Origin of the sequence: Pseudomonas putida, assembly GCF_028682175.1 — a bacterium.
In the GTDB taxonomy this organism is placed as follows: Bacteria; Pseudomonadota; Gammaproteobacteria; order Pseudomonadales; family Pseudomonadaceae; genus Aquipseudomonas; species Aquipseudomonas putida_AD.
In genome coordinates, this window is sequence record NZ_JANHKS010000015.1 from 20,557 (window position 1) to 44,768 (window position 24,212).

The window sequence follows — 24,212 nt, forward strand, 5'->3', positions numbered from 1 at the left end:
CCAGAAAAGCCGAATCAACCCGATCAGAGATGCAATTCGCACTCCAGCCGCCGCGCCGCCCGGCAGGATGCGGCCTGCAGCGTGACGACCATTTGTCGGTCGGCAGATTAGGACGTTTCCTACGCAACCATCGGAAACTTCAACTTACGCGCCAAATGGGGCTTACGTATAAATCCGCGCGTTCGCGCCCAGTGCGCGCTGGCGATTAACGGAACGACACGTGAATACATTCAGTAGAGTCCTGCCACTGCTGCTGGGCAGCGCCATATGGCTCAGCCCGGCGCATGCCGATCACGACGACAGGGGCTTCTGGCAACTGCAGACCAGCGTCTATACCCGACACTTCTCGCCCTCCCCTGAGCACACCAACCGGCAAAACCTGATCGGCGTGGAGCGCAATGAAGAGTCGGGATGGCTGTATGGCGCCGCAACCTTTCGTAACTCGTTCGGCCAGCGGTCGGTCTATGCCTATGGCGGCAAACGCTTCGACAGCACTGACCATCCGTTCTATGCCAAGCTCAGCGGGGGGCTGTTGCATGGCTACAAGGGCAAATACCGCGACAAGATCCCGCTGAACCGGTTTGGAGTCGCCCCGGCGCTTATTCCGGCCGTCGGCATCAGCATCAAGCCGGTCACCGCAGAACTGGTGCTGCTGGGCAGTTCCGCTGCGATGGCCAACGTCGGGTTACGGTTCTAGAAAGCGCCTCAGGACCGAGGCGCGTAGGCGAACACATCGGCGCGCATCTGCTGCGCGTCCATGCCGGCAACCACGAGGGCGTCGAGCGTCGAGTAGACCATGGCCGGCGATCCGCTGGCATAGACCTGGATGGATTTGAGATCCGGGAAGTCCTCGCAGACCGCCTCGTGCAGCATGCCGCAGCGCCCTTCCCAACCGCAGAGGTCGCTGACCACCTGATGCAGGTAGAGGTTGTCGAGGGTTTTCCACTCGTCCCAGTGCTTGAGCTCGTAGAAATCCTCGGGGCGACGCACGCCCCAGTACACGTGAACCGGATACGGGAAGCCCTTGGAACGGCAGTGCTCGATCAGGCTGTGCATCTGGCCCATGCCGGTGCCCGCCGCGATCAACACCAGCGGACCGTCAGGCAATTCGCCCAGGTGGGTGTCGCCAAACGGCAACTCCACCCGCGCCATGCCGTCACGCTGCAACTGTTTGATCAGGTTTTGCGCGCTGGCTTCGCGGGCCAGTACATGCAACTCCAGGTAGCGCCCGCTTTCCGGGGCGGAAGCCATGGAGAACGCGGACTTCTCGCCGTCGTCGCGGGCAATCATCAGGTATTGCCCGGCGTGATAGCGCGGCGGCTTGCCGGCCGGGGCGCGCAACATCACCCGCCACACATCGCCGCCGACTTCGACGCATTCGGTAACCTGGCAGGCGAACTTGCGCACCGGCAGCTCGCCCAATGGCAGGACGCTGTCCCACACCACGACGCAATCTTCCTGCGGCACTGCCAGACAGGTGTAGATCTCGCCGTGGCCATGCAGCTCGCCCGTCTGTACGACACTGCCTTCAACCAGCAACGCCGAGCAGATGTGGCAATTGCCGTTGCGGCAGCTCTGTGGACATTCATAACCCAGGCGCTGGGCTGCATCGAGGATCCGCTCGCCGGGCAATGTCTCAAGTACTGCGCCCGACGGCTGCAAGGTTACACGCATCAATCTATTCCCAGCTGATTCCAGAGTTCGTCGATACGACGCGTGACGGCTTCATCCTTGACGATGGCTCGGCCCCATTCGCGGGTGGTTTCACCCGGCCATTTATGGGTCGCATCCAGGCCCATCTTCGAGCCAAGGCCCGAGATCGGGGAGGCGAAGTCCAGGTAGTCGATGGGCGTATTGTCGATCATCACCGTGTCGCGCTTGGGGTCCATGCGTGTGGTGATTGCCCAGATGACGTCGTTCCAGTCCCGCGCGTTGATATCGTCGTCGGTGACAATAACGAACTTGGTGTACATGAACTGTCGCAAAAACGACCAGACACCCAGCATCACGCGCTTGGCGTGGCCCGGGTACTGCTTTTTCATGGTCACGACGGCCATGCGGTACGAGCAGCCTTCGGGCGGCAAGTAGAAGTCGGTGATCTCCGGGAACTGCTTCTGCAGGATCGGTACGAACACTTCGTTCAGCGCCACGCCCAGAATCGCTGGCTCATCCGGCGGACGGCCGGTGTAGGTGCTGTGGTAAATCGGCTTGATGCGGTGGGTGATGCGCTCGACGGTGAACACCGGGAAGCGGTCGACCTCGTTGTAATAGCCGGTGTGGTCGCCGTACGGCCCCTCATCGGCCATTTCGCCGGGGTGAATCACGCCTTCGAGCACGATCTCGGCGCTGGACGGCACTTGCAGGTCATTGCCTCGGCACTTGATGAGCTCGGTGCGATTGCCACGCAACAGGCCGGCGAAGGCGTACTCCGAAAGGCTGTCGGGAACTGGCGTCACGGCGCCGAGAATCGTCGCCGGGTCTGCGCCCAGCGCCACGGACACCGGGAATGGCTGGCCAGGGTGCTTGTCGCACCATTCCTTGAAATCCAGCGCGCCGCCGCGATGGCTGAGCCAGCGCATGATGACCTTGTTGCGGCCGATCACCTGCTGACGATAGATGCCCAGGTTCTGGCGCTCCTTGTTCGGGCCCTTGGTGACGGTCAGGCCCCAGGTGATCAGCGGGCCGACGTCGCCGGGCCAGCAGGTCTGTACCGGGAGCATGCCAAGGTCGACGTCATCGCCTTCGATGACCACTTCCTGGCACGGGGCATCCTTGACGACCTTGGGCGCCATGGAGATGACCTTCTTGAAGATCGGCAGCTTCGACCAGGCGTCTTTCAGGCCCTTGGGCGGCTCGGGCTCCTTGAGGAAGGCCAGCAGCTTGCCGATTTCCCGCAGCTCGTCGGTGGACTCGGCGCCCATGCCCATGGCCACGCGCTCGGGCGTGCCGAACAGGTTGCCGAGCACCGGGATATCAAAACCGGTCGGGTTCTCGAAGAGCAAGGCCGGGCCCTTGTTGCGCAGGGTCCGGTCGCAGACTTCGGTCATCTCAAGCACCGGAGAAATGGGTACCTGGATGCGTTTCAACTCTCCGCGCTGCTCAAGCTGCTGCACGAAATCCCGTAGATCCTTGAATTTCATTAACCCGGCCACTTAACAAATAGATGCACATCCTACCTGCTCTGGCGGCCGACAGCAGCCACCTGGCGTGCATTCATCCGCCTTTGGACAGGTTTTCACCGAGGAAAATGGGCGCCAGCAGGGAGGTCATGCGCTCCCCGCCCTGATCGGAGAGGTGATTTTCATCCATGTACTGGGAATAGCCGTCGAATTCGGCGCGGCAGATGCCACCCGGACACATCAAGGTCGCGGGGTCCAGCACGCGGACCTGGGCATCTTCCCTGCTCAACTGGCTGAACAGCGCATCGAGAAACTGCTGACGCGCCTCATGCTCGGCGATCGGACGCCCCAGGCGCTCGGCCGAACGCCCGACCATGGCGAGGCTGGCCAGCCGCGCCACGGTGCCCTGACGTTGCAGCGGCACTTCCTTGAAGATCCACACCCGCGCGCCGGTCTCGCGCACGCTGCGCACCATGGCGCTCAGATCCTTGGCCACCTGTTGCTCGGCAATGCGACGGCTGTCATTGCGGTACAGCACGTGCTGCATGTCGCCATCCTCCTCGCCATAGAGGTAGAGGCTCCAGCGCGCCGCCAGCACCACGTCGCGAATCTTGTTTTCGCGAATCGATTGCAGGGTCACCTGATTGAAATCCTGGCATTGCTGACGGGTTTCGTGCCCCTGTATCGGCAGGCAACCGGACAGGCTCGCCAGCCACACCGGCGTTTCATAGCGCCGGGCGTCAGCGGCGATGGCCGGCATCAGCGCGGCGGCGTGGCTGTCTCCCCACACCAGTTGCACGGGCGGCGCATTACCGTCATCGGCAAAGCGGCAGACCTTGGTCAGATCTTCACTTTTGCGCTGCAGCAGGCACTCTTTCTGCCCCAGTTGCCAGTTCCGGCTCTGGGCATACTGCTGCGCCTGACCGGAGAGGCGTTGCGGCATGCCGTCGGCGTCGCGTACTACCTGCCCCGCCGCGCCGATGACCAACAGCGCCGCAAGGCCCGCGCCCAGCACCTGCTTGCGCCCGGCCAGAATCCGCTTTTCGCGGAATGGCAATTCGACCAGCCGCCAGCTCAAAAACGCCAGCACCAGGCTGAGCACGACCCAGCCACCGGCCTCCAGCGCCTGCATGCCATCGACAGAAACGGCGTTGGCGTAGACGAAAACCGGCCAGTGCCACAGGTACCAGGAATAGGAAATCAGGCCGACGCCCACCATCACCGGCAGGCTCAACAGCCGCCCCACAAGCGTAGGCGCGTGGCCGTTGGCCCAGATCATCGCCGTGGCGCCGAGCACCGGAAGCAATGCCGCCCAGCCCGGGAACTGCGTGTACTTGTCGAAACTGAAAATCGCGTACAGCACCGCCGCGAGCCCGGCCAGGCTTACCCACTGACAGGTCTTGGCCGATGGCGCGTGTCGAGACGCGGGCAACACCGCGAGCATTGCACCGCACAGCAATTCCCAGGCGCGCATCGGCAGCAGGAAAAACGCCGCATCAGGCTGGCGTTTGATGACCCAGACGTTGAGCGCAAACGACACCAGCAGAAGACCGAACAGCATCCAGCGCCAATGCCGCAGGAAGCGGGTCAGCAAGACCATCAGCAACGGAAACAGGATGTAGTACTGCTCTTCGACCGAGAGCGACCAGGTATGCAGCAGCGGTTTGAAATCGGAGGCGGGGTTGAAGTAGCCGTCCTGGCGCATGAACAGGATGTTGGAGACGAACATCGCCTGATAGCGCACCGCGCGGCCCAGTTGCGAGTAGTCGTTGGCGGGCATCAGCAGCCAGCCGACCAGCAGTGCCGCGAGCATCATCACGCTCAGGGCGGGGATGATCCGGCGCGCCCGACGCGCCCAGAAATCGACAAAGCTGAAGCGTCCGGCGCTGATCTCCCGAAAGATGATCGAGGTAATCAGAAAACCGGAGATGACGAAAAACACATCGACGCCAACAAAGCCGCCGCTGAAGACGCCAAAACCGAAGTGGTAGAGCACTACCGGAATGACAGCCAGAGCCCGCAGCCCGTCGATATCCCGACGATTGCCAAAGGTATGCATGACGCTCCTTGTCCCGCTTTTTCAAATATTGAAACCAAAAAAATGGTGCCCCAAAGGGACACCACTTTTCTACAGCCGTTCAGCAGCTTACTTGCGCTTCATCGACAGGAAGAACTCATCGTTGGTCTTGGTCTGTTTCAGCTTGTCGACCAGGAATTCGATGGCAGCGACTTCATCCATCGGATGCAGCAGCTTGCGCAGGATCCACATGCGCTGCAGTTCGTCGTCGGCGGTCAGCAACTCTTCGCGGCGAGTGCCGGAACGGTTGATGTTGATGGCCGGGAAGACGCGCTTTTCAGCGATCTTGCGATCCAGAGGCAGTTCCATGTTGCCGGTGCCTTTGAATTCTTCGTAGATCACTTCGTCCATCTTCGAGCCGGTTTCAACCAGCGCGGTGGCGATGATGGTCAGCGAGCCGCCTTCTTCGATGTTACGAGCCGCACCGAAGAAACGCTTCGGTTTTTCCAGCGCGTGGGCATCGACACCACCGGTCAGTACCTTGCCGGAGCTCGGGATCACGGTGTTGTAGGCGCGGGCCAGACGGGTGATGGAGTCGAGCAGGATGACCACGTCCTTCTTGTGTTCGACCAGGCGCTTGGCCTTCTCGATCACCATCTCGGCAACCTGCACGTGGCGGGTTGGTGGCTCGTCGAAGGTGGAGGCAACCACTTCGCCGCGCACGGTGCGCTGCATTTCGGTCACTTCTTCCGGACGCTCATCGATCAGCAGGACGATCAGATGGACTTCGGGGTTGTTACGGGTGATGTTCGACGCGATGTTCTGCAACATGATGGTCTTGCCCGCCTTCGGCGGCGCAACGATCAGACCACGTTGACCTTTGCCGATCGGGGCACACAGGTCGATGACACGACCGGTGAGGTCTTCGGTGGAACCGTTACCGGCTTCCATCTTCATGCGCACTGTCGGGAACAGCGGCGTCAGGTTTTCGAACAGAATCTTGTTCTTCGCGTTTTCTGGACGGTCGAAGTTGATGGTGTCGACCTTGAGCAGTGCGAAGTAACGCTCGCCTTCCTTCGGTGGGCGAATCTTGCCAACGATGGTGTCGCCAGTGCGAAGGTTGAAGCGGCGGATCTGGCTCGGCGAGACGTAGATGTCGTCTGGGCCGGCGAGGTAGGAAGCGTCTGCAGAGCGGAGGAAGCCGAAGCCATCCTGGAGGATCTCCAGCACGCCATCACCCGAGATTTCCTCGCCGCTTTTAGCGTGCTTCTTCAGCAGGGAGAAGATCACATCCTGCTTGCGCGAACGGGCCATATTTTCTATGCCCATCTGTTCGGCCATTTCGAGCAGATCGGTAATAGGCTTTTGCTTGAGTTCAGTCAGGTTCATATAGGAATGACGTAATCATGTATGGAGGGGGAAATTAAGCTTTTGGCTTAATGAGGCCGCGCCGCAGAGAAGGCGACAGGATCGCGTACAAATCGAAAGGAGAGCGTCGGCGACGGCTAGCAGGGGGCAACGGAGAAGCCGTTGCGGGGCCGAATGTACCACTTGATTTTCCGAGCGTCTAGTGCAACGCCAGAAAAAAGCCCCGCAATTTGCGGGGCTTTAGCGCCATCAGATGTTGGCGTCGAGGAATGCTTGCAGCTGGGACTTGGACAGTGCGCCGACCTTGGTCGCCGCGACTTCGCCGTCCTTGAACAGCATCAGGGTCGGAATACCACGAACGCCGTGCTTGGCCGGAGTTTCCTGGTTTTCGTCGATGTTCAGCTTGGCGATGGTCAGCTTGCCTTCGTAGGTGCCGGCGATATCGTCCAGAACCGGGGCAATCATTTTGCACGGGCCACACCACTCAGCCCAGAAATCTACCAGCACAGGGCCTTGTGCCTTCAGGACATCGGCGTCGAAGCTCGCGTCGCTGACGTGTTTGATAAGGTCGCTACTCATGAGATTTCTCCGAGGTCATAGGCAAAAAAACGTGGCCCATCATAACTGCGTCAAGCCGTGACAGGAAGGCGCTGGCGATTGTCTCTTGCTATGGAGCGTAATGACTAGCTTTATTGAAGTGACCCCGCACACATCCAATCCGTAGCAGCACGGCTTGCCGGCGGGGGCGGTGTGTCTGTGAATGATGAGTCGTCTGACACGCCGCTCCCGCCGGCAAGCCGTGCTGCTACGGGGGTCGTGAACGGCCAGTTGGTTCGTTCAATCAGGCCGAAGGGGCGACGAAGACGATCCCTGTGCGCAGGGCAGCGCCTCTTATATGTTCCTGCATGGCCTTTTGTGCCGGCCCCGAGGCATTGCGGGCCAGGGCGCGGAGGATCTTGCGGTGTTCCTGCCAGGTTTCCATCGCTCGCCCGGGCCGGATGAAAGGCAGTTTCTGGCTTTCAAGGAAGATGTCGGCGCTGGCGGTGATGATGTCGAGGATCGCCTGGTTACCGCTGGCGACCAGAATTCGGCGGTGAAAGTCGAAATCCAGCTTTGACGCACACTCAAAATCCCCCGCCTTCAGCTCAAGGCGCATGGCTTCGACGTTGTCCTCCAGCGCGTCTCGCTCATCGGCGGTCAGCGTGACTGCTGCAAGCCCTGCGGCAAACCCCTCCAGCGCATAACGCAATTGAAAGGTTTCCGCCGGTGAAGCATGGGCGGCGTGTGGCCATGAAAAACCATGGGTGCTCTGTTGTGGTTCAACGATCGCCTGGACGAACACGCCTTTGCCGGGCTGCACGCTGACCACGCCCAAGGCGCTCAGCGAAGATAAAGCCTCGCGCAGGGACGCCCGGCTCACGCCCAGCCGGACAGCAAGATCGCGCTGCGAAGGCAGGCTGTCGCCGGGGCCGTAGCCCTGCTCGGTGATCAGTTTGCGGATCGCCTGGAAGGCGGCTTCGGGTACTGCAACGGGGCTGGAATGCATGGCAATCGGAACGCGGCAACCAAAGGTAAGACCCTCTTGTATCGCCATCGCAAGGATTCGGCAAGCGACGCCCAAGCCGGGTGCTTCGCCGCTCACAGCCGCTCCAAGACGGGGCGCGCGCTTTGCCAACTGTTCAGACCAGTTAGACCACATCACCCCTGCAGCCCGCATTCCTTGGTCGCGTTTGATCGACTGGCATGGGCTGTGCACTGGCGCATGACATCAAACCCCGATTCGCCTTCCCATCAGTTCGATCCGGAGATGTCCATGACCAAGCGTTACAGCGCACTGTTCGCCGCCCTGTTTGCCAGCCTCATGCTCGGCCAGGCCCCCGCCCACGCCAACGGCCTGGATGACGTGACATCACGCGGCGTCTTGAAAGTCGCCGTGCCCCAGGACTTCCCGCCCTTCGGCTCGGTAGGCCCGGACATGAAACCCCGCGGCCTGGACATCGACACCGCGCAACTGATCGCCAATCAATTGAAGGTCAAACTGGAACTGACGCCGGTCAACAGCACCAACCGCATTCCGTTCCTGACCACTGGCAAGGTCGATCTGGTGATTTCCAGCCTGGGCAAGAACCCGGATCGCGAGAAGGTCATCGACTTCTCCCGCGCCTATGCGCCCTTCTACCTCGCGGTGTTCGGCCCGCCTGACGCATCGATTGCCGGTGTCGACGACCTCAAGGGCAAGACCATCAGCGTCACCCGTGGCGCCATCGAAGACATCGAGCTGACCGCCGTCGCGCCGAAGGAAGCCACCATCAAGCGCTTCGAGGACAACAACTCGACCATCGCCGCCTACCTCGCCAACCAGACTGACCTGATCGCCAGCGGCAACGTGGTGATGGTGGCAATCAGCGAGAAGAACCCCAAGCGCATCCCGGCTCTGAAAGTGAAGCTCAAGGATTCGCCGGTCTACGTGGGCGTGAACAAAGGGCAGCCTGAGCTGCTGGCCAAGGTCAACGAGATTCTGGAAACCGCGAAGAAAGACGGCGCGCTGGAGAAGAACTCGCAAACCTGGCTCAAGCAATCGCTGCCAGCCGATCTCTGATTCGAGGCCCTCTAGATGGCGTATCAGTTCGACTTCATACCGGTTGTGCAAAACGCTGACCTGTTGCTGCGCGGCGCCTTGTTCACCCTGGAGCTGACCGCCATCGGTACATTGCTTGGGGTCAGCGTCGGCATCGTCGGGGCGATTGTCAGGGCCTGGAAGATCCAGCCTTTCTCGGCCCTGTTCGGGGTCTATGTCGAGCTGATCCGCAACACGCCGTTTCTGGTGCAACTGTTCTTTATCTTCTTCGGCCTGCCGTCACTGGGGCTGAAGATTTCCGAATGGCAGGCGGCGGTGCTGGCGATGGTGATCAACCTTGGCGCGTACTCCACGGAGATTATCCGCGCCGGCGTGCAGGCCATTCCTCGCGGACAGCTGGAAGCCTCGGCGGCGCTGGCGATGACGCGCTTCGAAACCTTCCGTCACGTGGTGCTGGTGCCCGCGCTGGGCAAGGTGTGGCCTGCGCTGAGCAGCCAGATCATCATCGTGATGCTGGGTTCGGCGGTCTGTTCGCAGATTGCCACTGAAGAGTTGAGCTTCGCCGCCAACTTCATTCAGTCGCGCAACTTCCGCGCCTTCGAGACGTACATCATTACTACCTTGATCTACCTCGCCATGGCACTGCTGATTCGTCAGTTGCTGGCCTGGATCGGGCGTCGCTACATCGCGAGGAATCACTGATGGAATTCACTCTCTGGGACATCGTGCGCAACCTGCTCACGGGGCTGCAATGGACGCTGGCGCTGTCGCTGGTGGCGTTCATTGGCGGTGGCGTGATCGGCTTGCTGGTGATGACGCTGCGCATCAGCGACACGCCTTTCCTGCGCGCCCTCGCCCGCGGCTACATCGAGCTGTTTCAGGGCACGCCGCTGTTGATGCAGCTATTTCTGGTGTTCTTCGGCGTGGCGTTGCTGGGTGTGGACATCTCGCCGTGGGTCGCGGCGGCACTGGCGCTGACGCTGTTCACCAGCGCGTACCTGGCCGAAATCTGGCGTGGTTGCGTGGAGTCGATCTCCAACGGTCAGTGGGAAGCCTCGGCGAGCCTCGCACTTACCCCCTTCGAACAGCTGCGTTACGTGATCCTGCCTCAGGCGCTGCGCATTGCCGTGGCGCCGACCGTGGGCTTTTCGGTGCAGGTGGTCAAAGGCACCGCCGTGACCTCGATCATCGGCTTCACCGAGCTGACCAAGACCGGCGGCATGCTCGCCAATGCCACCTTCGAGCCTTTCATGGTCTACGGCTTCGTCGCCCTGGGCTACTTCCTGCTTTGTTATCCGCTGTCGCTCAGCGCGCGCTACCTGGAAAGGAGACTTCATGCCTCTGCTTAGAATTTCCGCCCTGCACAAGTATTACGGCGATCACCACGTGCTCAAAGGCATCGACCTGAGCGTCGAGGAAGGCCAGGTCGTGGCGATCATCGGCCGCAGCGGCTCGGGCAAGAGCACCTTGCTGCGCACGCTCAATGGCCTGGAGTCGATCAACGATGGTGTGATCGAGGTGGACGGCGAGTATCTGGACGCGGCCCGTGCGGATCTGCGCAGCCTGCGGCAGAAAGTCGGGATGGTGTTTCAGCAGTTCAACCTGTTCCCTCATCTGACCGTCGGCGAGAACGTCATGCTCGCGCCGCAGGTGGTGAAAAAGGCCTCCAAGGCCGAGGCCGCGAAACTGGCCAAGGAAATGCTCGCTCGGGTGGGTCTGGGCGAGAAGTTCGATGCGTTTCCGGATCGGCTGTCCGGCGGCCAGCAACAGCGCGTGGCCATTGCCCGGGCGCTGGCGATGTCGCCGAAGGTTCTGCTGTGCGATGAAATCACTTCGGCGCTGGATCCGGAGCTGGTCAACGAAGTGCTGAGCGTGGTGCGCGAGTTGGCCAAAGACGGCATGACCCTGATCATGGTGACCCACGAAATGCGTTTTGCCCGGGAAGTGGGTGACAAGCTGGTGTTCATGCACCAGGGCAAGGTGCACGAGGTAGGCGACCCTCGGGAATTGATGGCCAACCCGAAAACGCCTGAGCTGGCGAATTTCATCGGATCGGTCGAGCACGCCTGAGCATCACCCCCACCTGTAGGAGTGAGCTTGCTCGCGATGGCATTGTGACATGGACCAATTCATTGCCTGACACACCGCTATCGCGAGCAAGCTCACTCCTACAGGTTTTGTGATGATTCGCGCCATGCCGTTTGGCGGCAGTGGCCGTTCGTGGCACGATGTCGGGGTTAACGACCGAGACTTTTGACCATGCCGCCATCCACCGAACCAAACCTCTCGCTGATCGCTGCGATCGACCTGGGCTCCAACAGCTTTCATATGGTTGTTGCCAAGGCTCACCAAGGCGAAATCCGCATCCTTGAGCGGCTTGGCGAGAAAGTGCAGTTGGCCGCCGGGATCGACGACGAGCGCCAGCTCAACGAAGAATCCATGCAGCGCGGGCTCGATTGCCTCAAGCGTTTTGCCCAGCTGATCAACGGCATGCCACCGGGCGCCGTGCGGATCGTCGGCACCAACGCCCTGCGCGAAGCGCGCAACCGCAATGACTTCATCCACCGCGCCGAAGAAATCCTCGGCCATCCGGTGGAGGTCATCTCTGGCCGTGAAGAAGCGCGTCTGATCTACCTGGGCGTGTCCCACACCCTGGCCGACACCCCGGGCAAGCGCCTGGTGGCTGACATCGGCGGTGGCAGTACCGAATTCATCATCGGTCAGCGCTTCGAACCATTACTGCGTGAAAGCCTGCAGATGGGCTGCGTGAGCTTCACCCAGCGCTACTTCAAGGACGGCAAGATCACCCCGGCCCGCTACGCCCAGGCCTACACCGCCGCGCGCCTCGAGATCATGAGCATCGAGCATGCCCTGCACCGCCTGACCTGGGATGAAGCCATCGGCTCGTCCGGCACCATCCGCGCCATCGGCCTGGCCCTCAAGGCTGGCGGCCATGGCACCGGTGAAGTGAATGCCGAAGGCCTGGCATGGCTCAAGCGCAAGCTGATGAAGCTGGGCGAAGTGGACAAGATCGACTTCGACGGCATCAAGCCTGATCGCCGCGCGATCTTCCCGGCGGGCCTGGCGATTCTGGAAGCCATCTTCGACGCCCTCGAACTAAAACGCATGGACCACTGCGATGGCGCGCTGCGTGAAGGCGTGCTCTATGACCTGCTGGGCCGTCATCACCACGAAGACGTGCGCGAACGCACCCTGACCTCGCTGATGGACCGTTATCACGTCGATCTGGAGCAGGCCGAACGCGTCGAGCGCAAAGCACTGTCCGCGCTGGACCAGGTGGCTGCGGCGTGGGGGCTGGAAGACGAGATGTACCGCGACCTGCTGAGCTGGGCCGCCAAGGTGCACGAGGTGGGCCTGGACATCGCCCACTACCACTACCACAAGCACGGCGCCTACCTGATCGAGCACTCGGATCTGGCAGGGTTCTCGCGCGAAGACCAACAGATGCTCGCGCTGCTGGTGCGCGGCCATCGTCGCAATATTCCCAAGGACAAGTTCGCCGAGTTTGGCGATGAAGGCGTGAAGCTGATTCGTCTGTGCGTGCTGCTGCGTTTCGCGATCCTGTTCCACCACATTCGCGGCACCCAAGAGATGCCGCAGCCTGTGTTGACCGCCCTCGATAACCAGCTCGACGTGCTGTTCCCCGATGGCTGGCTGGAAAACAACCAGCTGACTCAGGCCGACTTCGCGCTGGAAGCGGAGTGGCTGACCCGAGTCGGCATCGTCCTCAGCGTACGCTGAGGACCGGGTTGCTCAGTTTCTCCAGCAACGACGCCTGCACATTGCGGGCGTTCTGGTTGCCGGTCGGGGTGCTGCGCACGTAGCGCCCGTCCGGTTGCAGGATCCAGGCGTGGGTGTTGTCCGTCAGATACCCTTCGATTTCCTTCTTCACCCGCAGAATCAGCTTCTTGCCCTCGACCGGGAAGCAAGTCTCCACGCGCTTGTCCAGGTTGCGCTCCATCCAGTCGGCACTGGACAGGAACATCTGCTCGTCGCCGCCATTGAGGAAGTAGAACACCCGGGTGTGCTCCAGGAAGCGGCCGATGATCGAACGCACCTGAATGTTATGCGAGACGCCCGGCACGCCCGGACGCAGGCAGCACATGCCGCGCACGATCAGGTCGATCTTGACGCCCGTCTGGCTGGCCTTGTACAGCGCGCGGATGATCTTCGGATCGGTCAGCGAGTTGAACTTGGCGATGATGTGCGCAGGTTTACCCTCGGCCGCGAACTGGGTTTCGCGGGCGATCATGTCGAGCATGCCTTTCTTCAGGGTGAACGGCGCGTGCAGCAGTTTTTTCATGCGCAGCGTCTTGCCCATGCCGATCAACTGGCTGAACAGCTTGCCCACGTCTTCGCACAGCGCGTCGTCCGAGGTCAGCAGGCTGTAGTCGGTGTACAAGCGGGCGTTGCCGGCGTGGTAGTTACCGGTGCCCAGGTGCGCGTAGCGCTGGATCTCACCGCCCTCGCGGCGCAGGATCAGCATCATCTTGGCGTGGGTCTTGAAGCCGACCACGCCGTAGATCACCACCGCCCCGGCCGCTTGCAGGCGGCTGGCCAGTTGCAGGTTGGATTCTTCGTCGAAGCGCGCACGCAGCTCGATGACCGCCGTCACTTCCTTGCCGTTACGCGCGGCATCCACCAGCGCATCGACGATTTCCGAGTTGGCGCCACTGCGGTACAGGGTCTGGCGCACGGCCAGAACGTGCGGGTCTTTCGCGGCCTGGCGCAGCAAATCCACCACCGGTGTGAACGACTCGAACGGGTGCAGCAGCAGAATGTCCTGCTTGCTGATCACGTTGAAGATGTTTTCGCTGTTCTGCAAAAGCTTCGGGATCGCTGGGGTGAACGGCGTGTATTGCAGCTCCGGGTGGCTGTCCAGGCCGGTGATGCTGAACAGGCGCGTCAGGTTCACCGGACCGTTGACCTGATACAGCTCGGTCTCACTCAGGTTGAACTGCTTGAGCAGGTAGTCGGACAGGTGTTTAGGGCAGGTGTCGGCCACTTCCAGACGCACTGCATCGCCGTAGCGACGGGAGAACAGCTCGCCACGCAGGGCGCGGGCAAGGTCTTCGACGTCTTCGGAGTCGAGCGCGAGGTCGGCGTTCCGGGTCAGGCGGAACTGATAGCAGCCCTTGACCTTCATGCCCTGGAACAGGTCGTCGGCGTGAGCGTGGATCATCGACGACAGGAACACGTAGTTGTCGCCAGGGCCGCCGACTTCTTCCGGCACCTTGATGATGCGCGGCAGCAGGCGCGGCGCAGGAATAATCGCCAGGCCCGAGTCGCGACCGAAGGCGTCGATGCCTTCGAGCTCGACGATGAAGTTCAGCGACTTGTTCACCAGCAACGGGAACGGGTGCGTCGGGTCCAGGCCGATCGGGGTGATGATCGGCGCGATCTCGTCGCGGAAATAGCGGCGAACCCAGGTCTTGAGCTTGGCGGTCCAGTAGCGGCGACGGATGAAGCTGACCTGATGCTTTTCCAGCTCAGGCAGCAGGATGTCGTTGAGGATCGCGTACTGGCGGTCCACATGGCCATGGACCAGTTCGCTGATGCGCGCGAGCGCCTGGTGCGGCTGCAGGCCGTCGGCACCGGCCTGTTCACGGGCGAAGGTGATCTGCTTCTTGAGGCCGGCGACGCGGATTTCGAAGAATTCGTCCAGGTTGCTGGAGAAGATCAGCAGGAACTTAAGGCGTTCGAGCAGCGGGTAGGACTCATCCAGCGCCTGCTCCAGCACGCGAATGTTGAACTGCAACTGCGACAGCTCGCGATGGATGTAGAGGCTGCTGTCGTCCAGGTTGGGAATCACGATCGCCGGAGTGACCGGAGGGTGCGGCTCGGGCGCGGGCACTACCTCGATGGTCGGTTCGACCATGGCAGTGATTTCCTGCGTCACGGCCTGAGGTTCAAGTTCAACTGCGGCTTCGGTAGATCCTTCGGTGCTCATGACTAATCCTGTAAGGCAAATGCCCTGTGTCAGTTGGGCTGCGTAAACGGCTGGCGTAGGAATGTGCCGTTCGCGCTATAAACCCCGCGATGAAATCAGTGACGAACAGTATCGCAGACCGGTCACTGAGGCTACGAGCGGGCAAACGTGACAGTTATAAGCCAGCATTATGACTCTTACATGACAGATACATTTCCTCTGAGCATGCAGGACGCTAAACCCGCTTTCTAGACGACGATTCTCTTTAGCTTGTAGGAAACTTTAACGCCGAGACACATTTCCACACTTTCCTAGATGTCTTCGGCGAGTTAGGCTGCGCGTTCATTTCGCCAGCACCCATATGATGCTCCAGCATTTTTTACAAGAATTTGGCTACTTCGCCCTTTTCCTCGGAACCTTCTTCGAAGGCGAGACGATTCTGGTCCTCGCCGGATTTCTTGCGTTCCGTGGGTACATGGACATCAACCTGGTCGTGGTGGTTGCCTTCTTCGGCAGCTACGCAGGCGACCAGCTCTGGTATTTCATGGGGCGCAAACATGGCCGCAAGTTGCTGGCACGCAAACCGCGCTGGCAGATGCTCGGTGACCGGGCCCTGGAGCATATTCGCAAGCATCCGGACATCTGGGTCTTGAGCTTCCGCTTCGTCTACGGCCTGCGCACGGTCATGCCCGTCGCCATTGGCCTGTCCGGCTATCCGCCGGGACGCTACCTGCTGCTCAACGGCATTGGCGCGGCGATCTGGGCTGCAGCGCTGGGCGCGGCTGCCTACAAGTTCGGCGCAGTGCTGGAAGGCTTGCTGGGCAACGTCAAGAAGTACGAGCTGTGGGTGCTCGGCGCGCTGCTGGTGATCGGCGGCCTGCTGTGGATCCGCCGCCGCATCAAGAACGCACGCATCGCCCGTGAGGCCAAGCTGGCCGTGCCGGCGGCGGTCGACGTCAAGGACCGGCCAGACGAGTGAAGTGCCCCCGAGCGCAATACACTGCGATTGCGCTCGCCAGGGTGTAACTGAGCAGCACCACCCACCCCAGCGCAGTGCCCGGCCACAGGCCCACCACAGGCGCCAGCGCCATCAGCGGCAGATTCGCTGCCAGGCGAACACCTTCCAGTTTCAACGCCGCCGGCCGATTCTCCAGCGCAGCGCCAAACACGAACAGCCCCAACGCGACCCACGCCCAGCCGACGATCAGCGCAGGCCACGGCAACACTTCGCCATTGGACAGCAGGTAGCTGCCCAGCAGCGTGTACAGCGAAAACTGCACCCCTATGTATACCTGCGCAGCCAGGCTCAACGGCACCTCGAATTTGCGAAACTGGGCAAGATCGGCCTTGTGCAGCGGATGACTGGCGGCAACATCCTCGGGCCGCCAACCGGTGGGCATGAACCAGATCCGCAGCTTGTCGCGCCAGGAGCGAGTGCGCCGCGCATCCTGCAGCAGTTGCGCGTAGAACTGCACGTTGGCCCACAGCGGGTTCCAGCTTCGAAGGGGCGTGGTCACCCCGAAGACCGGCGGCTCGCTGTCCAGTTCCTCCTGGAAGGTGCCGAACAGCCGGTCCCAGACGATGAACACCCCGCCGTAGTTGCGATCCATGTAGACAAGATTCTGCGCATGGTGGGCGCGATGATTGGACGGCGTGACGAAGAACCACTCGAACCAGCCAAGCTTGGGGATGTGCCGGGTATGGACCCAAAACTGGTACAGCAGGTTGAGCGACGCCACCGCCACGAACACCACCAGCGGCACACCGATCACAGCCAGCGGCAGGTAGAAGATCCAGCTCAGCAGAAAGCCGGTGCTGGTCTGGCGCAGGGCCGTGGAGAGGTTGTAGTCCTCGCTCTGGTGATGAACCGAATGCGCGGCCCACAGAATGTTGCGCTCGTGACCCATGCGGTGCAGCCAGTAGTAGCAGAGGTCATAGAGCACAAACGCCATGACCCAGACCCACAGGCTGTCGGCAGACAGTTGCCACAGGCCCAGATGCTTGAGCGCAAAGCCATAGGTCACCAGCCCCACGCCCTTGGTCAACAGACCCGTGGTGGTCGAGAGCACGCCGGTGCTCAGGCTGTTGATGGCGTCGGCGACCCGGTAGTTGCTCACCTTGCGCCAGCGGTCGGCCAGCAGTTCCACGGCAATCAGCACGAAGAAAAACGGCACTGCGTACAAAATGAAATCCATGAACGCCCCCTGCGATAAAACGTCAGAGATTAGGCCTGCCCTTGGCAAAACCCTATGGCAACAGATGACAAATTAGTAGACATTTGACGACATCACTGGCGCGGCGAGCGACTCGCCCACGCCGGGAAAACCCACGAGAGGGAGCACAGCATGAGCAAGAAAGTGGCCGTCATTCTTTCCGGTTGCGGCGTCCAGGACGGCGCGGAAATTCATGAAAGTGTGCTGACCCTGCTGCGCCTGGACCAGCGCGGCGCCGAGGTGAAATGCTTCGCGCCCAACATCGCCCAGCATCATGTGATCAACCACCTGACGGGCGAAGAAACCGGCGAAACCCGCAACGTGCTGGTCGAATCGGCCCGAATCGCCCGTGGTGCCATCGAAGATATCCGCGAGGCTGACATCACCGAGTTCGATGCGCTGATCATTCCCGGCGGCTTCGGCGCGGCGAAAAACCTGTCGAACTTTGCTGCCGAAGGCGCTAATTGCAAGGTTCAGGCAGAAGTGCTGGCCATGGCCGAAGCTTTCGCCGAGGCCGGCAAACCCATCGGACTGATCTGCGTGTCACCGGCGCTGGCCGCGAAGATCTACGGACCGGGCGTGACCTGCACCGTGGGCAACTGCCCGGACACCGCCGCGCAGATCACCCGGATGGGCGGCAAGCATCAGGAATGCGACGTGGCCGACATCGTCGAGGACAAAGACCGCAAACTGGTCAGCACCCCGGCCTACATGGTGGCCACGTCCATCAGCGAAGCGGCGTCAGGGATCAACAAGCTGGTGGATCGGGTGTTGGAGTTGACGCAAGAGCAGGATGCCTGAAGCACGACCGTAGCAGCACGGCTTGCCGGCGGGAGCGGTGTGTCAGTCACCACATGTATCACTGAAACACCGCCCCCGCCGGCAAGCCGTGCTGCTACGACGATGGGTGTCAGCCTCGGGCCAGGCGCGTGAGGATCCGGTCCAGCGAGTTGGAAAAGGCCTGCTTCTCGCGATCACCATAGGCACCCTGCCCACCCCCGACCTGCCCCTGCTCGCGCAGGTCGGTAAACAGGTTGCGCACGGCCAGACGCTCGCCCATGTTCTGCGCGTCGAACTCCTTCCCGCGCGGGTCCAGTGCAGCGACGCCCTTCTTCACCAGCCGGTCGGCCAGCGGCACGTCGCTGCAGATCACCAGTTCCCCAGGCACGGCATGCTCGACCAGGTAATCATCCGCCGCATCCGGCCCACTGGGCACCACGATCAGCTTTACCAGCGCGAACGACGGCCTTGGCACGGCCTGCCCGGCCACGAGGACCACTTCGAACTGGCGCTTGAGGGCAAATTTGACCACTTGATCCCGCGCTGCCTTGGGGCAGGCGTCGGCATCGATCCATACGCGCATAGATTCACTCCCGATCGTAGGAGCGCGCTTGCCCGCGATGGCGGTGTGTCTGGTGACCAATACGGGTCTGACACACCGCCGTCGCGGGCAAGCGCGCTCCTACAGGTTATTCAAGCAGTCTCGGCGCGGCGTTTTTCCGCCAGCCAGCTGCGCCCGTACAACAGGGCAATCGCGATCAACGCAACCGCCTGCGCCGCCAGCGAATACGCATCGGCGTGAATCCCCAGCCAGTCGAACTCGAAGAACGGCACCGGACGCGTGCCGAAGATGCCCGCCTCCTGCAACGCCTTGACCCCGTGCCCGGCGAACACCACCGACAGCGCGCACAACAGCGCGGCATTGATGCTGAAGAACATCGCTAGCGGCAGTTTCGCCGAACCACGCAGGATCACCCACGCCAGGCCCACCAGCAGGACCAGTGCAGTCGCACCGCCCGCCAGCACAGCGTTGTGTCCCGCAGGCCCTGCCTGGAGCCACAGGGTTTCGTAGAACAGAATCACCTCGAACAGCTCGCGATACACCGAGAAGAATGCCAGCACCGCAAAACCGAAGCGCCCGCCGCCGCCCACCAGACTGCTCTTGATGTAGTCCTGCCAGGCCGCCGCATGACGCCGGTCGTGCATCCACACACCCAGCCACAGCACCATGACCGCCGCAAACAGCGCCGTCGCACCCTCGAGCAGCTCACGCTGGGAGCCGCTGACGTCGATCACGTAAGCCGCCAGCGCCCAGGTGCCCAGGCCTGCCAGCAAGGCCAGCCCCCAGCCGACGTTGACGCTGCGCACCGCCGACTGCTGGCCGGTGTTGCGCAGGAACGCGAGGATCGCCGCCAGCACCAGAATCGCCTCCAGGCCTTCGCGCAGCAGGATCAGCAAGCCAGAGATGAAGCTCAGCGACGTGCTCAGGCCATCGCTGCCCAGTAAACCGGCCGATTCCTTGAGCTTGACCTTGGCCGTCTCCAGCCGCTGCGCCGCCTGTTCGGTCGGCAAGCCGTCCTGCAGCGACTGCCGATAGGCCATCAGGGCCTTCTCGGTATCCTTGCGCACGTTGGCGTCGACGTTGTCCAGCGAGCTTTCCACCAGCTCGAAGCCTTCCAGGTAAGCTGCAACCGACAGGTCATAGGCCTGCTCGCGGTCACCGGAACGGTAGGCGGCCAGGCTCTTGTCCAGCGTCGCGCTGGTGTAGTCGAGCAACTGCGCAGGGCCACGCTGAACCTGCGGCGGCTGGGCACGCTGGGCGCGGAAGGCGGCAGCGGACTGCGGGCCTTCGGCGGCGAGCACTTCGGCCGGGGTCTGGCGGGCCAGGTCCGCGAGGTTGAAGGTCTTGACCGCTTCGGCCTTGGCGTCGGCGGTAAAGCTGGCGATGTAGGTCGCGACGTCCCAGCGCTGGCGGTCATCGAGCTGATCGGCGAAGGACGGCATGTCGGTGCCTTCGATCCCCAGTCCCAGCGTGCTGTAGACGTCATACAGGCTCAGGCGATCGAACCGCGCTGCGTCACGCATGTTCGCCGGCGCCGGGCTCATGCCCACCGCAGCCGGGCCATCGCCCGCCCCTGCATCACCGTGGCACACCGAGCAATACTGCGCGTACAGCGGCGCGCCACGGGCCGCGTCCGGCGTGATGATCGGCGCCTGGCTCACCTCGTAGGCCACGGCCAGCTTCGCGCCCAACTGGCGTGCCTGGCGGGCGACCTGGGCACCGTCCTGCTTCTGCTCCACCGCTTCGAGCAGCGCCTTGGTGCCTTGGGCAAGCTCCGCCTGCTCAGCACGGGCGGGCAATGCTGCGATCAGATCCTGCACGGCGCCGAGGAACTCGACCTGTTCATGGTATTCGGCTTCATCGATGACCTTGCCGTCCGCCACCGTCGCCGGGTAATCGGCGCTGACGTAGTTGAACAGGTGCAGGGCCTGGGCGGCGCCATCGACGGAGTCGGCCCGGGTGGCCACGCTGAACAGCGTCAGCAGCGCCATGCCCAGGCAGGCCATGAAGCGTGAATGGGAAAGCATGAGTGAATCTCAAATAGGAATGCGAAGGGTTGTTATTGTTCATGTCTGCCGCCGCGCACTCAAGCGATATGGCGCGATGTGGAGGCTTTTTGCGGGAAATAGGCTCGCGATCTGGGGCCTGCGGATGACTTTGAGCCCATTGGCAGAATTGTGAACCACTTGTCAGATGGATCCGAAAGCGTTGTAAGCCATCAAAAAGCCATTGTTTTAGCCTGAGTCCTCCTTATAATCCCGGCGCACTATGGCAGGCGGCCATCATCCGCCCTGCCCCTCAACCGGGCTTCCCAGCCTCTCGAACGGACCCGCCTTCACTGGCTCAATCAAGCCAGGCCGGCTTTTTTCAAGGATTGATCTTGATGTCTTCCCGCGCTCTGACTGCACTCGCGCTGATCACGGCTGTGCAACTGACCGGCTGTGCCGCGTTTCGCAACTACGACAGCGAGCTGCAACAAACCAACCAGCAGCTCACCAGCGGCAATGTCGATGGCGCGCTGACCCTGCTGGAAAAGAACAACACCGGCGAAGACAAAGACCTGCTCTATTACTTCGAGAAAGGCGAACTGCTGCGCTCCAAGGGCGACCTGACGGGCAGTCAGGCGGCGTGGGGCCGTGCCGACCAGACGGTGATCGCCTGGGAAGACTCGGTCAAACTCGACAGCGGCAAGTACCTGGCCCAGTTCGGCAGCTACCTGGTGAACGACAAGGTTCGTCGCTACGAAGGCTACGACTACGAAAAGGTCATGCTGACCACCCAGATGGCCCTGAACCTGCTGGCCAAGAACGACTTCGAAGGCGCGCGCACCGAGATCAAGAAGACTCACGAGCGCGAGGCCGTCATCGCCGAGCTGCGTGACAAGCAGTACCTCAAAAGCGAGGACGAGGCCAAGACTCAGGGCGTCGCCACCCAGTACAAGGACCTCAAGGGTTATCCGGTCGAATCCCTCGATGCGCCGGAAGTCGTCGGCCTGAAAAACAGCTACCAGAGTGCGTTCAGCCATTATCTGGCAGGCTTTGTCTATGAAGCGCTGGGCGAGAAGGACCTGGCCGCGCCGGGGTACCGCCAGGCGGCCGAGCTGCGGCCGAACACCCCGTTGCTGGATCAGGCGCTGCTGAACCTCGACGCCGCCGGCAGCAAGAACACCGCCACCGACGGCAGCGAAGTGCTGATCGTGGTGCAGTCCGGTTTCGCCCCGGCCCGTGACTCGGTGCGCATCCCGCTGCCGCTGCCGATCAGCAACAACATCGTGATCACCCCGCTGTCGTTCCCGGTCATCAAGCCGGACAACTCCACGCCGTTCTTCAACCAGATCGGCCTGGACGGCCAGCAGGTCAACCTGACGTCGCTCAACAGCATCTCGGCGATGTCCCGCCGCGCCCTGCGTGACGACATGCCGGGCATCATCGTGCGCACCACCGTGCGCGCCATCACCCGTGGCGTGACCCAGAAGAAGCTCAACGAGACCAGCCCCCTGGCGGGCCTGGCAGTGGGCATCGCCTCGGCGGTGGTCGAAGGCGCGGACACCCGCACCTGGCGCACCCTGCCGGACAACACCCTGGTGGCCCGCATGCGCCTCAAACAGGGCGAGCATCAGGTCGTGCTGCCCTCCTCGCTGGGCGGCACCCATGTACAGGTCAAGATCGACCGTCCTTATCAAGTCGTCACCCTGCGCGCCGTCGGCAACCAGGTCTACACCGACGGCCTGGCCGCCCACGTGATCCCGTCGAGCCTGCCGCAGGCCGTGGCCGCCAACAAACCCTGACCGGAGATAGTTCATGCGTTGCAAGATTCTGGGCGTGATGGCCCTCGCCCTACTCGCCGGTTGCGCCACCCCGCCGCCGCCAGCCCCTGGCAGTGCCGCCAGCAAGGTGGTTGCCATGGGTGATCTGAAGAACATCGAGATCGGCCCGATGCGCGTTGCGCGGGAAAACGGCTTCATGACCGTCAACGTCTCGCTGCACAACACCAGCAGCTACAACAAGACGATGTACTACCGCTTCGCGTGGCTGGGCAACGACGGCTTCCCCGTTGCCGAACCCGAGGCCTGGAAGAGCCTGACGCTGTACGGCACCCAGAGCAGCTTCCTGCCGGCCATCGCCCCGGTGCCGAAGGCCACTGACTTCCGCCTTGAAGTCAAAACCCCTTAATCGCTCAACATTCGCCTGGCCCAAGAGATCCTGAACATGTTTTCCATTCGCCTCTCGCTCATCGCCGCCGTCGCCCTGCTGGCCACCGGTTGCGCCAACAACTCGCCCACCCTGGGCAGCAAGAACATCAGCTACGGCGACACCAAGGCTGTCGAAACCGTGACCAACGAATTCGGCTCGACCGACCTGCAAATGATCGCCGAGAGCATGACCCGCTCACTGGCCCAGTCCGGCACCCTGCAAGGCCGCCCGGTGGTTCAGGTCTATGACGTGAAGAACAAGACCAGCGAGTACATCGATACCCGCGAGATCACCACCACGATCAAGACCCAGCTGATGAAGTCCGGGACCGCCCGTTTCGCCAGCGACAACACCGACATGCAGAGCCAGGTCGATCAACTGAAGCTGCAGAACCAGAGCGGCCTGTACAAAAAATCCACGGTCAGCAAGACCGGCAACATGGTCGCGGCCAAATACCGCCTGGAAGGCTCGATCAGCTCCATCGTCAAGCGCAGCAGCGACTACAAGGACGTCTTCTACAAATTCAGTCTGCAACTGATCGATGTCGAAAGCGGCATCGCTGAGTGGATGGACGAAAAAGAAATCCGCAAGACCACGGAGCGCTAAGCAATGCGTGCATGGATCGGCATTCTTGGCCTGCTGTGCGCCGTCGGCGCCCAGGCCGCCCCGAAAGTGGCGGTCACGGACATGGCCTTCGAGCAGCAGGTGGAGGAATACATCCACACCGTCTCGGCGCAGACCAACTTCCAGGCCAACCGTTACAGTGCCAGCGGCTCGGCCAGCTACAGCGAGTACGAGGCGCGCAACACCTACATCGAGCAAGGCGAGCTGCGTAAATTCAGCGGCGACATCAAGGGCGAGATTCTCAAGTCCGGGATGTTCCAGTTGGTGCAGGGCACGCCGTACACCGCAGGGTCCAAGGAGGACGTTTACGACGTCATCAAGCGGATCAAGAACGGCAATTTCAAGGGCGCCGACTACGTGCTGTTTGGCACCGTCTCGGACATCGACTTCCATCAGGACGTCAACGAGATCGCCAACATCAACGCTCACTCGGCGGTGCTGGGCCTGACGCTGGTAGGTGATTTCAGCCTGATCAACACCCGCACCTTCGAAATCACCTCGGCCTTCACGGCCATGGGCGAAGGCCAGGACACCAAGCTGGTGAACGGCAACGACTTGCGCGTCACGCCCAACCGCGGCCGCGTAGTGAAGGAAGTGTCGAAGTCGATCGGCATGGATGTCGCGCGTCAATTGCGAGAGCAGCTGCGCGGTGAAGTGGAGTACTCCCAGGAGCTGCCCCCTTCGCGCAACAACCTGCCCCGCGACGAAGCCCCGAAAATCCTGCGCTGAAGCAGAACGTCGGGTGATGATCCCCGGTTGCAGTACGGCCGGGCGGCGCTCCGCTTGCCGGCGATGGCGCCCTTGAAAC

The 24,212-nt window shown here is 61.9% G+C and carries 22 protein-coding genes; 12 read left to right on the forward strand and 10 right to left on the reverse strand.

All coding sequences use genetic code 11. The features are described 5' to 3' along the window. Positions 1 to 241: 241 nt before the first annotated feature. On the forward strand, positions 242 to 697 hold the full coding sequence (locus NPS29_RS12940; protein WP_274133127.1) for a sn-glycerol-3-phosphate transporter: 456 nt from the start codon (positions 242 to 244) through the stop codon (positions 695 to 697). An 8-nt stretch (positions 698 to 705) separates the two neighbouring features. Here the strand turns inward: NPS29_RS12940 and NPS29_RS12945 are convergent, their stop codons facing one another. The 6 genes from NPS29_RS12945 to NPS29_RS12970 form a co-directional block, all read right to left on the reverse strand. Then, the gene (locus NPS29_RS12945; RefSeq protein WP_274133021.1) at positions 706 to 1,674 is read right to left on the reverse strand and encodes a CDP-6-deoxy-delta-3,4-glucoseen reductase; all 969 of its coding nucleotides are present in this window, start codon (positions 1,672 to 1,674) and stop codon (positions 706 to 708) included. Next, positions 1,674 to 3,140 carry a 4-hydroxy-3-polyprenylbenzoate decarboxylase gene (gene ubiD, locus NPS29_RS12950; protein ID WP_274133022.1) on the reverse strand — a complete coding sequence of 489 codons (1,467 nt, stop codon included), beginning with the start codon at positions 3,138 to 3,140 and terminating at the stop codon, positions 1,674 to 1,676. The genes NPS29_RS12945 and ubiD overlap by 1 nt, the downstream gene beginning before the upstream one ends. A 73-nt stretch (positions 3,141 to 3,213) precedes the next feature. Next, on the reverse strand, positions 3,214 to 5,178 hold the full coding sequence (locus tag NPS29_RS12955) for an acyltransferase family protein (RefSeq protein ID WP_274133023.1): 1,965 nt from the start codon (positions 5,176 to 5,178) through the stop codon (positions 3,214 to 3,216). 87 nt (positions 5,179 to 5,265) lie between these two features. Further along, complete coding sequence (gene rho, locus NPS29_RS12960) at positions 5,266 to 6,525, reverse strand: transcription termination factor Rho (RefSeq protein WP_027979976.1); 1,260 nt, start codon at positions 6,523 to 6,525, stop codon at positions 5,266 to 5,268. Positions 6,526 to 6,753: 228 nt separating this feature from the next. Then, positions 6,754 to 7,083, reverse strand: coding sequence for a thioredoxin TrxA (gene trxA, locus NPS29_RS12965; protein WP_274133024.1), 330 nt, complete (start codon positions 7,081 to 7,083; stop codon positions 6,754 to 6,756). A 262-nt stretch (positions 7,084 to 7,345) separates the two neighbouring features. Beyond that, positions 7,346 to 8,050, reverse strand: coding sequence for a FadR/GntR family transcriptional regulator (locus NPS29_RS12970; RefSeq protein ID WP_274133025.1), 705 nt, complete (start codon positions 8,048 to 8,050; stop codon positions 7,346 to 7,348). 267 nt (positions 8,051 to 8,317) lie between these two features. On the opposite strand from NPS29_RS12970, the gene NPS29_RS12975 reads away from it, so the two are divergent. From NPS29_RS12975 to ppx, 5 genes are all read left to right on the forward strand, one after another. Further along, positions 8,318 to 9,103 (forward strand): transporter substrate-binding domain-containing protein, encoded by a 786-nt coding sequence (locus tag NPS29_RS12975; protein ID WP_274133026.1) that lies wholly within the window; start codon positions 8,318 to 8,320, stop codon positions 9,101 to 9,103. Between the two features lie 15 nt (positions 9,104 to 9,118). Then, positions 9,119 to 9,784 carry an amino acid ABC transporter permease gene (locus tag NPS29_RS12980; protein ID WP_274133027.1) on the forward strand — a complete coding sequence of 222 codons (666 nt, stop codon included), beginning with the start codon at positions 9,119 to 9,121 and terminating at the stop codon, positions 9,782 to 9,784. Then, a complete protein-coding gene (locus NPS29_RS12985) occupies positions 9,781 to 10,431 on the forward strand; it encodes an amino acid ABC transporter permease (protein WP_274133128.1) in 651 nt (216 codons plus the stop codon). Before NPS29_RS12980 ends, NPS29_RS12985 begins: the two co-directional genes overlap by 4 nt. Then, entirely contained in the window at positions 10,418 to 11,152 is a 735-nt protein-coding gene (locus tag NPS29_RS12990; protein WP_274133028.1) for an amino acid ABC transporter ATP-binding protein, read from the forward strand. Before NPS29_RS12985 ends, NPS29_RS12990 begins: the two co-directional genes overlap by 14 nt. A gap of 189 nt (positions 11,153 to 11,341) precedes the next feature. Further along, a complete protein-coding gene (ppx, locus tag NPS29_RS12995) occupies positions 11,342 to 12,844 on the forward strand; it encodes an exopolyphosphatase (RefSeq protein WP_274133029.1) in 1,503 nt (500 codons plus the stop codon). Here ppx and ppk1 read toward each other — a convergent pair. After that, complete coding sequence (gene ppk1, locus NPS29_RS13000) at positions 12,831 to 15,053, reverse strand: polyphosphate kinase 1 (protein WP_274133031.1); 2,223 nt, start codon at positions 15,051 to 15,053, stop codon at positions 12,831 to 12,833. The genes ppx and ppk1 overlap by 14 nt on opposite strands. Positions 15,054 to 15,393: 340 nt before the next feature. On the opposite strand from ppk1, the gene NPS29_RS13005 reads away from it, so the two are divergent. Further along, entirely contained in the window at positions 15,394 to 16,011 is a 618-nt protein-coding gene (locus NPS29_RS13005) for a DedA family protein (RefSeq protein WP_274133032.1), read from the forward strand. On the opposite strand, the gene NPS29_RS13010 is transcribed toward NPS29_RS13005, so the two are convergent. Next, positions 15,989 to 17,227, reverse strand: a complete 1,239-nt coding sequence (locus NPS29_RS13010) for a sterol desaturase family protein (RefSeq protein WP_274133033.1) — start codon at positions 17,225 to 17,227, stop codon at positions 15,989 to 15,991. The genes NPS29_RS13005 and NPS29_RS13010 overlap by 23 nt on opposite strands. A 150-nt stretch (positions 17,228 to 17,377) precedes the next feature. Between NPS29_RS13010 and elbB the strand changes: the two genes are divergently transcribed. After that, complete coding sequence (elbB, locus tag NPS29_RS13015) at positions 17,378 to 18,046, forward strand: isoprenoid biosynthesis glyoxalase ElbB (protein ID WP_274133034.1); 669 nt, start codon at positions 17,378 to 17,380, stop codon at positions 18,044 to 18,046. Positions 18,047 to 18,155: 109 nt separating this feature from the next. Here the strand turns inward: elbB and NPS29_RS13020 are convergent, their stop codons facing one another. Together NPS29_RS13020 and NPS29_RS13025 are read right to left on the reverse strand one after the other, a co-directional pair. Then, positions 18,156 to 18,608, reverse strand: a complete 453-nt coding sequence (locus NPS29_RS13020) for a YaiI/YqxD family protein (RefSeq protein WP_274133035.1) — start codon at positions 18,606 to 18,608, stop codon at positions 18,156 to 18,158. Between the two features lie 110 nt (positions 18,609 to 18,718). Next, complete coding sequence (locus NPS29_RS13025; protein WP_274133036.1) at positions 18,719 to 20,614, reverse strand: FTR1 family protein; 1,896 nt, start codon at positions 20,612 to 20,614, stop codon at positions 18,719 to 18,721. A 356-nt stretch (positions 20,615 to 20,970) separates the two neighbouring features. Here NPS29_RS13025 and NPS29_RS13030 point away from each other — a divergent pair, with 356 nt between their 5' ends. Genes NPS29_RS13030 through NPS29_RS13045 form a run of 4 tightly spaced genes read left to right on the forward strand, consistent with a single transcriptional unit; the run spans position 20,971 to position 24,133 of the window. Continuing rightward, positions 20,971 to 22,374 carry a COG3014 family protein gene (locus NPS29_RS13030; RefSeq protein ID WP_274133037.1) on the forward strand — a complete coding sequence of 468 codons (1,404 nt, stop codon included), beginning with the start codon at positions 20,971 to 20,973 and terminating at the stop codon, positions 22,372 to 22,374. Between the two features lie 13 nt (positions 22,375 to 22,387). Then, positions 22,388 to 22,759 (forward strand): YcfL family protein, encoded by a 372-nt coding sequence (locus tag NPS29_RS13035; protein ID WP_274133038.1) that lies wholly within the window; start codon positions 22,388 to 22,390, stop codon positions 22,757 to 22,759. Positions 22,760 to 22,795: 36 nt separating this feature from the next. Next, positions 22,796 to 23,386 (forward strand): penicillin-binding protein activator LpoB, encoded by a 591-nt coding sequence (gene lpoB / locus NPS29_RS13040; protein ID WP_274133039.1) that lies wholly within the window; start codon positions 22,796 to 22,798, stop codon positions 23,384 to 23,386. Positions 23,387 to 23,389: 3 nt separating this feature from the next. Continuing rightward, positions 23,390 to 24,133, forward strand: coding sequence for a penicillin-binding protein activator LpoB (locus tag NPS29_RS13045; RefSeq protein WP_274133040.1), 744 nt, complete (start codon positions 23,390 to 23,392; stop codon positions 24,131 to 24,133). The last annotated feature ends 79 nt before the right edge of the window (positions 24,134 to 24,212 follow it).

What these genes read in the sequence shown, in the direction of transcription:
- NPS29_RS12945 (WP_274133021.1), bottom strand. Translation starts at nt 1,674, where the DNA reads ATGCGTGTAACCTTGCAGCCGTCGGGCGCAGTACTTGAGACATTGCCC.
- ubiD (WP_274133022.1), bottom strand. Translation starts at nt 3,140, where the DNA reads ATGAAATTCAAGGATCTACGGGATTTCGTGCAGCAGCTTGAGCAGCGC.
- NPS29_RS12955 (WP_274133023.1), bottom strand. Translation starts at nt 5,178, where the DNA reads ATGCATACCTTTGGCAATCGTCGGGATATCGACGGGCTGCGGGCTCTG.
- rho (WP_027979976.1), bottom strand. Translation starts at nt 6,525, where the DNA reads ATGAACCTGACTGAACTCAAGCAAAAGCCTATTACCGATCTGCTCGAA.
- trxA (WP_274133024.1), bottom strand. Translation starts at nt 7,083, where the DNA reads ATGAGTAGCGACCTTATCAAACACGTCAGCGACGCGAGCTTCGACGCC.
- NPS29_RS12970 (WP_274133025.1), bottom strand. Translation starts at nt 8,050, where the DNA reads ATGCATTCCAGCCCCGTTGCAGTACCCGAAGCCGCCTTCCAGGCGATC.
- NPS29_RS12975 (WP_274133026.1), top strand. Translation starts at nt 8,318, where the DNA reads ATGACCAAGCGTTACAGCGCACTGTTCGCCGCCCTGTTTGCCAGCCTC.
- NPS29_RS12980 (WP_274133027.1), top strand. Translation starts at nt 9,119, where the DNA reads ATGGCGTATCAGTTCGACTTCATACCGGTTGTGCAAAACGCTGACCTG.
- NPS29_RS12990 (WP_274133028.1), top strand. Translation starts at nt 10,418, where the DNA reads ATGCCTCTGCTTAGAATTTCCGCCCTGCACAAGTATTACGGCGATCAC.
- ppx (WP_274133029.1), top strand. Translation starts at nt 11,342, where the DNA reads ATGCCGCCATCCACCGAACCAAACCTCTCGCTGATCGCTGCGATCGAC.
- ppk1 (WP_274133031.1), bottom strand. Translation starts at nt 15,053, where the DNA reads ATGAGCACCGAAGGATCTACCGAAGCCGCAGTTGAACTTGAACCTCAG.
- NPS29_RS13005 (WP_274133032.1), top strand. Translation starts at nt 15,394, where the DNA reads ATGATGCTCCAGCATTTTTTACAAGAATTTGGCTACTTCGCCCTTTTC.
- NPS29_RS13010 (WP_274133033.1), bottom strand. Translation starts at nt 17,227, where the DNA reads ATGGATTTCATTTTGTACGCAGTGCCGTTTTTCTTCGTGCTGATTGCC.
- elbB (WP_274133034.1), top strand. Translation starts at nt 17,378, where the DNA reads ATGAGCAAGAAAGTGGCCGTCATTCTTTCCGGTTGCGGCGTCCAGGAC.
- NPS29_RS13020 (WP_274133035.1), bottom strand. Translation starts at nt 18,608, where the DNA reads ATGCGCGTATGGATCGATGCCGACGCCTGCCCCAAGGCAGCGCGGGAT.
- NPS29_RS13025 (WP_274133036.1), bottom strand. Translation starts at nt 20,614, where the DNA reads ATGCTTTCCCATTCACGCTTCATGGCCTGCCTGGGCATGGCGCTGCTG.
- NPS29_RS13030 (WP_274133037.1), top strand. Translation starts at nt 20,971, where the DNA reads ATGTCTTCCCGCGCTCTGACTGCACTCGCGCTGATCACGGCTGTGCAA.
- NPS29_RS13035 (WP_274133038.1), top strand. Translation starts at nt 22,388, where the DNA reads ATGCGTTGCAAGATTCTGGGCGTGATGGCCCTCGCCCTACTCGCCGGT.
- lpoB (WP_274133039.1), top strand. Translation starts at nt 22,796, where the DNA reads ATGTTTTCCATTCGCCTCTCGCTCATCGCCGCCGTCGCCCTGCTGGCC.
- NPS29_RS13045 (WP_274133040.1), top strand. Translation starts at nt 23,390, where the DNA reads ATGCGTGCATGGATCGGCATTCTTGGCCTGCTGTGCGCCGTCGGCGCC.